The following is an 8,596-nucleotide window of genomic DNA, read 5'->3' as shown; positions in this document are numbered from 1 at the left end:
CTCAGGCAATACAACCTCCCCGCCCCATCGAAACGCGGCTGCTGCAACGACTCGCCACCACCCTCCCCGGCCAGGCAGCGCCGCTCGCCGCTGGCCAGGCGCACGCACAACCGGGTTGCGGTCCATGGTTGCTGCGGCCTGTCCCACTCGATCCAGGCCAGGCACGAGCCATCCGGGCTGAGCACCGGCGCGGCGTAGAAGTCGGCGCCCTCGACCAGCACCGCGCGCCGGCCGTCGCGGTCGATGCGCACGATGCGATGCCGCACGCCATCGGCCTCGTGGCTTTCCTCCACCGCCAGCACGGCGTGCCAGGCGGCGGCGTGGTGCAGGTCGCCATGGCGGGCGGTGGTTTCCTGGGTGCGCACAGCGCCCCAATGGAGCTGCTGGTCCACCTCGTCGACGAAAGCCACACCGACGCCGGTCGGGCAGAAGGCGCCGCCACCGTATTCGTAGACGCGGCTGCGCACCGAGTTCGCGGTCAGCCGTCGCGGCTTGCCGCCCTGCCAGTGGTACAGCGTGCTGCGCGCCGATTGCGGGTCGAATTCGATCCAGTAGAGGCCCTGCGGGCCGACGCGCAGTTCGGCGAAGTCGCGGCTGGCGGCTGCGGCCTGTTCGGCGGTCCAGCCTGCATCGGTGCGCACGACGGCTCCGCTTTCGCAGGGTGCGCCGTGCGCACCGGGAAGGTCGGCCGCGCCCATCGCTCACACCTTGCAGATGAGGTTCGAGGCGCGCTCGTTACGGAACACCAGTTGCTCCAGCCCCGGCGGCGCCTGCTCGGCTTCGCGGCGGGCGGCGAGGATCAGCTCGTGGTGGGTCGACTTGCCGCACACCGGGTCGGCGGCACTGGCATCGCCGGTGAGCATGAACGCCTGGCAGCGGCAGCCGCCGAAGTCCCTGGCCTTCTCGTCGCAGGAACGGCACGGCTCGGGCATCCAGTCGTCGCCGCGAAAGCGGTTGAAGCCGAAGGAGTCGCGCCAGATATGTTCGAGGCTGTGTTCGCGCACGTTGGGAAACCGCACCGGCAGTTGCCGTGCGCTGTGGCAGGGCAGCGCGGTGCCGTCCGGGGTGATATCGAGGAACAGGTTGCCCCAGCCGTTCATGCAGGCCTTGGGACGTTCCTCGTAGTAATCGGGGGTGACGAAGATCAGCTTGCAGGGGTGGTTCTCGGCGACGAGTCGCGCGCGGTATTCGTTGGTGATGCGCTCGGCGCGTTCGAGCTGGGCACGGGTCGGCAGCAGGCCGGCGCGGTTGAGTTCGGCCCAGCCGTAGAACTGGCAGGTGGCGAGTTCGACGAAGTCCGCTTCCAGCTCGATGCACAGTTCGATGATCCGCTCGATGTTGTCGATGTTGTGCCGGTGGGTGACGAAGTTGAGCACCATCGGATAGCCGTGCGCCTTCACCGCGCGGGCCATCGCCAGCTTCTGGGCGAAGGCCTTGCGCGAGCCGGCGAGCAGGTTGTTCACCTCCTCGTCGGCGGCCTGGAAGCTGATCTGGATGTGGTCCAGCCCGGCGTCGGCGAACTCGGCGATGCGCCGCTCCGAAAGGCCGATGCCGGAGGTGATCAGGTTGGTGTAGTAGCCGAGGTCGCGCGCCGCCGCGATCAGTTCGGCAAGGTCCTGGCGGACCAGCGGCTCGCCGCCGGAAAAGCCCAGTTGCGCGGCGCCCAGCTCGCGGGCCTGGCGGAATACTTCGATCCATTCGCCAGTGGACAGCTCCCCGCCCTGCCGGGCGAAGTCCAGCGGGTTGGAGCAGTAGGGGCATTGCAGCGGGCAGCGATAGGTCAGCTCGGCCAGCAGCCAGAGCGGCGGACCGGGCGCGTGGCCGGGCTTACTGAAGCTCGATCCAGAACTGTGCATGGGCCACCTCGAGAAAGGCCAGGATGTCTTCGTCGATCCCCGGCACGTCCGGGAAACGCTCGCTCAGCGAATCGATGATGGCGGCCACGTCCTGGCGGCCGTCGACCCGCTTGAGGATTTCCCCGGCGCTGTCGTTGAGCTTGATCATGCCCTCCGGGTAGAGCAGCACGTGGCAGTTCTGGACGGGCTCCCATTGCAGGCGGAAGCCACGGCGCAGGCGGGGAGTCTGTTCAGGGAGGATGGGGCTCATGGGGTGGCCTCCAGATTGAGTGGCATGGGGAAAGCACGTTCCCTCACCCCAGCCCTCTCCCGGAGGGAGAGGGCTGGGGTGAAGGGCGGACTCAACCTATTCACAGCACGATCCCCCGATGCCAAACCCGCTCCCGCGTCACCGAGTGGTACGGCGGCCGCTCCAGCTCGTAGGCCATGCTCATGGCGTCGAGCATCGTCCACAGCACGTCGAGCTTGAACTGCAGGATCTCCAGCATCCGCTCCTGCGCCTCGCGGGTGCGGTAGTGCGCGAGGGTGATGCGCAGGCCGTGCTCGACGTCGCGGCGGGCCTGGCCCAGGCGCTTGCGGAAGTAGTCGTAGCCGGCGGCGTCGATCCACGGGTAGTGCTGCGGCCAGGCGTCCAGCCGCGACTGGTGGATCTGCGGGGCGAACAGTTCGGTCAGCGAGCTGCTGGCCGCTTCCTGCCAACTGGCGCGGCGGGCGAAGTTGACGTAGGCGTCCACCGCGAAGCGCACGCCGGGCAGCACCAGTTCCCCGGAGAGCACCTGCTGGCGCTCCAGCCCGACCGCCTCGGCCAGGCGCAGCCAGGCTTCGATGCCGCCCTCCTCGCCTGGCGCGCCGTCATGGTCGAGGATCCGCTGGATCCACTCGCGGCGGGTTTCGCGGTCCGGGCAGTTGGCGAGGATCGCCGCGTCCTTCAGCGGGATGTTGACCTGGTAGTAGAAGCGGTTGGCCACCCAGCCCTGGATCTGCTCGCGGGTCGCGCGCCCCTCGTACATGGCGACGTGGAACGGGTGGTGGATGTGGTAGTAGGCGCCCTTGGCGCACAGGGCCTGCTCGAACTCGGCAAGCGACATGGCGGCGGTCATCCGTCCTCTCCTACAGTTCGATGGCCATCCCGTCCCAGGCGACTTCGATGCCACGGGCGACCAGTTCGGCGCGCTCGGGCGAGTCCTCGTCGAGGATCGGGTTGGTGTTGTTGATGTGGATCAGCACCTTGCGCGGCGCCGGCAGGCCGTCGAGCACGTCGAGCATGCCGCCCGGTCCGCTCTGCGGCAGGTGGCCCATCTCGCTGCCGAGCTTGTCGCCCACTTCGCAGATGCGCATTTCGTCGTCGCGCCAGAGGGTGCCATCCACCAGCAGGCAGTCGGCACGGCGCATCCAGGCCAGCAGCGCATCGTCCACCTGGCCGAGGCCGGGGGCGTAGAACAGCGCGCCGCCGCTTGCGGTGTCCTCGACGAACAGCCCGATGTTGTCGCCCGGATGCGGGTTGCCACGGTGCGGCGAATACGGCGGCGCGCTGCTGCGCAGCGGGATGGCGGTGAAGCGCAGGCGCGGGCAGGCGGGAATCGTGAAGGGCTCGCCGCCGATGTCGATGGGCCTCCAGCACAGGCCGCCGTTCCAGTGCGAGAGCATGTCGAACAGCGGGAAGCCGCTGGTCAGGTCCTGGTGGACCATGTCGGTGCACCAGACCTCGTGCGGACAGCCTTCGCGCAGGGTCAGCAGGCCGGTGGTGTGGTCGATCTGGCTGTCGAGCAGGACGATCCCGGCGATGGCGGTATCGCGCAGGCGCCGCGCCGGTTGCAGCGGCGGGAAGGACTCGAGCTGGGCACGGATGTCCGGCGAGGCGTTGCAGAGAATCCAGTCGATGCCGCCGTCGCTGATGGCGATGGACGACTGGCTGCGCGGCCGCGCGTTGAGGGTGCCGGCGCGGACACCGGCGCAGTTGCGGCAGTTGCAGTTCCATTGCGGGAAGCCACCGCCGGCGGCGGAACCGAGGATATGGATGTGCATGGCTGCGTTCCGGTGGAATGCCCCGGTGGGCCGGGGCACGCTGGATCAGCGGTTGGCGAAGTACAGGGTCACTTCGAAGCCGATGCGCAGGTCGGTGAAGGCGGGTTTGGTCCACATGATGGAGTCCTCTTGTTATGAACGCCGGGGCATTCCGGCAAGTCCATTAGGCGCCGAGGACCAGGGGCGCAGAATGGTACTTTGGGAGGAAATCGGGATGGCATTGGTAGGAGGCGTCGTCCTTGCGAACGCGGGGACCCAATATAAAACGCGGCCCGAAGGAAGGCCGCGTTGCAATGGATACGTAGGGTGGAAAACCGCGAAGCGTTTTCCACCGGCGAAATACGCTCATGGGAAACGGAGCGGCCGGCTGCCTGCCCTCTCCCCCAGCCCCTCTCCCATGAATGGGAGAGGGGAGCCAGTCCGCAGGGGCATCAAGGTCGTAGCCCGGATGAAATCCGGGAGGGCGCGGTTGGTTTCCCCGGATTGCATCCGGGCTACGCGCTGGAACGCCGGTGCCCAACCGTCGTCCTCGCGAACGCGGGGAACCAATGAAACAACGTAGGCGCGATGCCGCCAATCGCGCGCATGGCGCGCTCCTACGGGTCAGTCCGTAGGGTGGAAAACCGCGAAGCGTTTTCCACCAGGTAGGTGGTGGATGTGAAAAGCGACATCCACCCTACGAGCCAGCCGGCAATCGCTTAGAAGAACCCCAGCGGATTGATGTCGTAGCTGACCAGCAGGTTCTTGGTCTGCTGGTAGTGGTCGAGCATCATCTTGTGGGTCTCGCGGCCGACGCCGGACTTCTTGTAGCCGCCGAACGCGGCGTGCGCCGGGTAGAGGTGGTAGCAGTTGGTCCATACGCGGCCGGCCTTGATGCCGCGGCCCATGCGGTAGGCGCGGTTGATGTCGCGGGTCCATACGCCGGCACCGAGGCCGAACTCGGTGTCGTTGGCGATGGCCAGGGCTTCCGCCTCGTCCTTGAAGGTGGTGATGCCCACCACCGGACCGAAGATTTCCTCCTGGAACACGCGCATCCTGTTGTGGCCCTTGAGCAGGGTCGGCTGCACGTAGTAGCCGCTGGCGAGGTTGCCTTCGAGCCGTTCCGCCGCGCCGCCGGTGAGCACCTGGGCGCCCTCCTGGCGGGCGATGTCGAGGTAGCCGAGGATCTTGTCGAACTGCTGCTCGGACGCCTGGGCGCCGACCATCGTCTCGGTATCCAGCGGGTTGCCGCGCTTGATCTGCCGGACCTTGTTCAGCACCACTTCGAGGAATTCGTCGTAGATCGACTCCTGCACCAGCGCGCGGGACGGGCAGGTGCACACCTCGCCCTGGTTGAAGAAGGCCAGCACCAGGCCCTCGGCGGCCTTCTCGATGAACGCCGGCTCGGCCCGCATGATGTCTTCGAAGAAGATGTTCGGCGACTTGCCGCCCAGTTCGACGGTGCTCGGGATGATGTTCTCCGCCGCGCAATGCAGGATGTGCGCACCCACCGGAGTCGAGCCGGTGAAGGCGATCTTGGCGATGCGCTTGCTGGTCGCCAGCGCCTGCCCCGCTTCCTTGCCGAAACCCTGGACGATGTTGAGCACGCCCGGCGGCAGCAGGTCGCCGACCAGTTCGGCGAGAACGGTGATCGACAGCGGGGTCTGCTCGGCCGGCTTGAGCACCACGCAGTTGCCGGCGGCCAGCGCCGGGGCGAGTTTCCAGGCGGCCATCAGCAGCGGGAAGTTCCACGGGATGATCTGCCCGACCACACCCAGCGGCTCGTGGAAGTGATAAGCGGCGGTGGTGTCGTTGATCTCGGCGGCGCTGCCTTCCTGGGCGCGGATGCAGCCGGCGAAGTAGCGGAAGTGGTCGGCGGCCAGCGGTACGTCGGCGTTGAGGGTCTCGCGCACCGCCTTGCCGTTGTCCCAGGTCTCGGCGACGGCCAGCACTTCGAGGTTCTGCTCGATGCGGTCGGCGATCTTCAGCAGGATCAGCGCCCGCTCCTGCACCGAGGTACGGCCCCAGGCATCGGCGGCGGCATGGGCGGCGTCCAGCGCCCTGTCGACGTCCTCGGCGCCGGAGCGCGGGAACTCGGCGATCACTTCGCCATTCACCGGCGAGGTGTTGGTGAAGTACTGGCCGGTCAGCGGCGGTACGAACTCGCCGCCGATGTAGTTGCCGTAGCGGGGCTTGAAGGAAACGATGGCGCCGGGGGTTCCGGGTTGCGCGTAGATCATGGCGGTGGCCTCTCTTGTCGGAGCCCGCCCCAGTCGTGGGCGGGTCATGACCGGATATTTGCAGCCGCTCTGCCATGCGGGTATGCGCCCATGGCACAGATGGTCTCGTCATTTGGTAGTAGGCGCCGGAAATGGCGAGAAACCGCCAGCCCCGCTCCCGGAAACGGGGATCGATGGCGGTTTCCCGCCAACTCCCGGAGCGCACATCCCCCGATTCCGCCCGTAGTCCGGGGCTTTTCGACGGGAGGCACCAATCTTGCTAAATCGGGCCGGCCAGCACTCGTCCCTGTGACGGATAGCCGCACCGATCCTGGACGCCAGACGACATGGCGCATTCCCCATGCTCGCCGTTGCCACCGCGCCTCCCACATCCGCCGCGGTAGGGACGAGCCCGAGTCACCCATTCGAAAAATGGCCTTGCAATGAAAAAACTACTACTGACCATCCTTTGCCTGAGCGTGCTCGGTTGCGCCAAGCAACCCGAGCCGGAAAAGACCGTCGACGTGCTGCTCATCGGCGGCGGCATCATGAGCGCCAGCCTGGGCACCTACCTGCACGAGCTGGAACCGGACTGGACGATCGACCTCTACGAACGACTCGACTAGGTCGCCGAGGAAAGCTCCAACGCCTGGAACAACGCCGGCACCGGCCACTCCGCCTTCTGCGAGCTGAACTACACCCCCGAGACCGCCGATGGCGGCATCGACATCAGCAAGGCGGTGGCGATCAACGAGTCCTTCGAGATCTCCAAGCAGTTCTGGGCCACCCAGGTCCAGCGCGGCGTGCTCGCCAATCCCCGCTCGTTCATCAACGACGTGCCGCACATGAGCTTCGTCTGGGGCGAGGACAACGTCGCCTACCTGAAGAAACGCCACGCGGCGCTGCAGCACAGCACACTGTTCCGCGGCATGGAGTACTCCGAGAACCCCGAGCAGATCAAGCAGTGGGTGCCGCTGGTGATGGAGGGCCGCGAGCCCGGCCAGAAGCTGGCGGCCACGCGCATGGCCATCGGCACGGACGTGAACTTCGGCGAGATCACCCGCCAACTGATCGCCTCGCTGGACAAGCAGGAGCACGTCAAGGTGCACCTGCGCCATGAAGTGCGCGACATCGCGCGCAACGAAGACGGCACCTGGAAGGTAGTGGTCGCCGACCTGGGCAACGACGAGGCCCTGCGCAGCGTCAACGCCCGCTTCGTGTTCATCGGCGCCGGCGGCGGAGCGCTCAAGCTGTTGCAGATGTCCGGCATCGAGGAAGCCGAGGGCTACGCCGGCTTCCCGGTCGGCGGCCAGTTCCTGGTCACCACCAACCCGGAAATCGTCGCCCGCCACCAGGCCAAGGTCTACGGCAAGGCGTCCGTCGGCTCGCCGCCGATGTCCGTGCCGCACCTGGACACCCGCGTGATCGACGGCAAGAAGGCGCTGCTGTTCGGCCCGTTCGCCACCTTCTCCACCAAGTTCCTGAAGAACGGCTCGATGCTGGACATGTTCAGCGCGATGACCACCGACAACTTCCTGCCGATGACCCACGCCGGCCTCGACAACATCCCGCTCAGCCGCTACCTGATCGGCCAGTTGCTGCTCAGCCAGGAAGACCGCATGAATGAGCTGCGCGAATACTTCCCGAACGCCAAGGACGAGGACTGGACGCTGCTGACCGCCGGCCAGCGCGTGCAAGTGATCAAGAAGGACGCCGAGAAAGGCGGCGTGTTGCAGTTCGGCACCGAGGTGGTCAGCTCCGCGGACGGCAGCATCGCCGCCCTGCTCGGCGCCTCGCCGGGCGCCTCCACCGCGGCGCCGATCATGCTCCACCTGCTGGAGAAGACCTTCAAGGACAAGCTGCAGACGCCGGAATGGCAGGCCAGGCTCAAGGAAATCATCCCCTCCTACGGCCAGAAACTGGACGGCAACCTGGAACTGACCAACCAGATCCGCGCCTGGAGCAGCGAACGCCTCGGCCTGACGTTCATGCCGGTCGAGCCGGAAGAGGTGAAGACAGAGGTTGCTGTCAGTCTGTGATGGCGATGGGTGACGGCGCCGGATACTCCGTGCAATTTCGGCACGGAAGAGTCAGGCGCCTCACCCATCCTACGCCTCTGCGTTGTCATGACCTTCAGCCCCTCACCCTAACCCTCTCCCGGAGGGAGAGGGGACTGATCGGCATTGCGGATTCGCATGTGCTTCAACCAAGCCACGGACAAGCTCCCTCTCCCTCCGGAGCGGGGCGCGCAGTATGTAGGATGGGTTAGCGGCGCAAAGCGACGAGACGTCCGCCCACTTGGCCTCCAGGCGCCGCGTGACCCATCATGCAGCGGCTCGATGATGGGTTACGGCGCTGGATACTCCGTGCAATTTCGGCACGGAAGAGTCAGGCGCCTCACCCATCCTACGCCTCTGTGTTGTCATGACCTTCAGCCCCTCACCCTAACCCTCTCCCGGAGGGAGAGGGGACTGATCGGCATTGCGGATTCGCATGTGCTTCAACCAAGCCACGGAC

The 8,596-nt window shown here is 66.6% G+C and carries 6 protein-coding genes and 2 pseudogenes; 1 reads left to right on the top strand and 7 read right to left on the bottom strand.

The genetic code is table 11. The features are described from left to right. The 7 genes and pseudogenes from PSEWESI4_RS23910 to exaC all read right to left on the bottom strand — a co-directional run. Positions 1 to 641: pseudogene (locus PSEWESI4_RS23910) on the bottom strand (S9 family peptidase); the annotation flags it as partial. A 60-nt stretch (positions 642 to 701) separates the two neighbouring features. Next, positions 702 to 1,856, bottom strand: a complete 1,155-nt coding sequence (gene pqqE, locus PSEWESI4_RS23905) for a pyrroloquinoline quinone biosynthesis protein PqqE (protein WP_187673742.1) — start codon at positions 1,854 to 1,856, stop codon at positions 702 to 704. Then, a complete protein-coding gene (gene pqqD / locus PSEWESI4_RS23900) occupies positions 1,828 to 2,106 on the bottom strand; it encodes a pyrroloquinoline quinone biosynthesis peptide chaperone PqqD (RefSeq protein WP_187673741.1) in 279 nt (92 codons plus the stop codon). The genes pqqE and pqqD overlap by 29 nt, the downstream gene beginning before the upstream one ends. A gap of 100 nt (positions 2,107 to 2,206) precedes the next feature. After that, the gene (pqqC, locus tag PSEWESI4_RS23895) at positions 2,207 to 2,956 is read right to left on the bottom strand and encodes a pyrroloquinoline-quinone synthase PqqC (protein ID WP_187673740.1); all 750 of its coding nucleotides are present in this window, start codon (positions 2,954 to 2,956) and stop codon (positions 2,207 to 2,209) included. Positions 2,957 to 2,966: 10 nt separating this feature from the next. Continuing rightward, positions 2,967 to 3,881: a pyrroloquinoline quinone biosynthesis protein PqqB gene (pqqB, locus tag PSEWESI4_RS23890; RefSeq protein ID WP_187673739.1), complete on the bottom strand. Its 915-nt coding sequence runs from the start codon at positions 3,879 to 3,881 to the stop codon at positions 2,967 to 2,969. A gap of 45 nt (positions 3,882 to 3,926) precedes the next feature. Next, positions 3,927 to 3,998 (bottom strand): pyrroloquinoline quinone precursor peptide PqqA, encoded by a 72-nt coding sequence (gene pqqA, locus PSEWESI4_RS23885; protein WP_072432761.1) that lies wholly within the window; start codon positions 3,996 to 3,998, stop codon positions 3,927 to 3,929. A gap of 581 nt (positions 3,999 to 4,579) precedes the next feature. Then, positions 4,580 to 6,100 carry an acetaldehyde dehydrogenase ExaC gene (gene exaC / locus PSEWESI4_RS23880; protein ID WP_187673738.1) on the bottom strand — a complete coding sequence of 507 codons (1,521 nt, stop codon included), beginning with the start codon at positions 6,098 to 6,100 and terminating at the stop codon, positions 4,580 to 4,582. A 422-nt stretch (positions 6,101 to 6,522) separates the two neighbouring features. Between exaC and PSEWESI4_RS23875 the strand changes: the two are divergent. After that, positions 6,523 to 8,118: pseudogene (locus tag PSEWESI4_RS23875) on the top strand (malate:quinone oxidoreductase). Positions 8,119 to 8,596: the final 478 nt, after the last annotated feature.

Source organism: Zestomonas carbonaria (assembly GCF_904061905.1).
GTDB lineage: Bacteria > Pseudomonadota > Gammaproteobacteria > Pseudomonadales > Pseudomonadaceae > Aquipseudomonas > Aquipseudomonas carbonaria.
The sequence above is the reverse complement of the archived record's forward strand: the minus strand, read 5'-3'. Positions and strand labels throughout refer to the sequence as shown.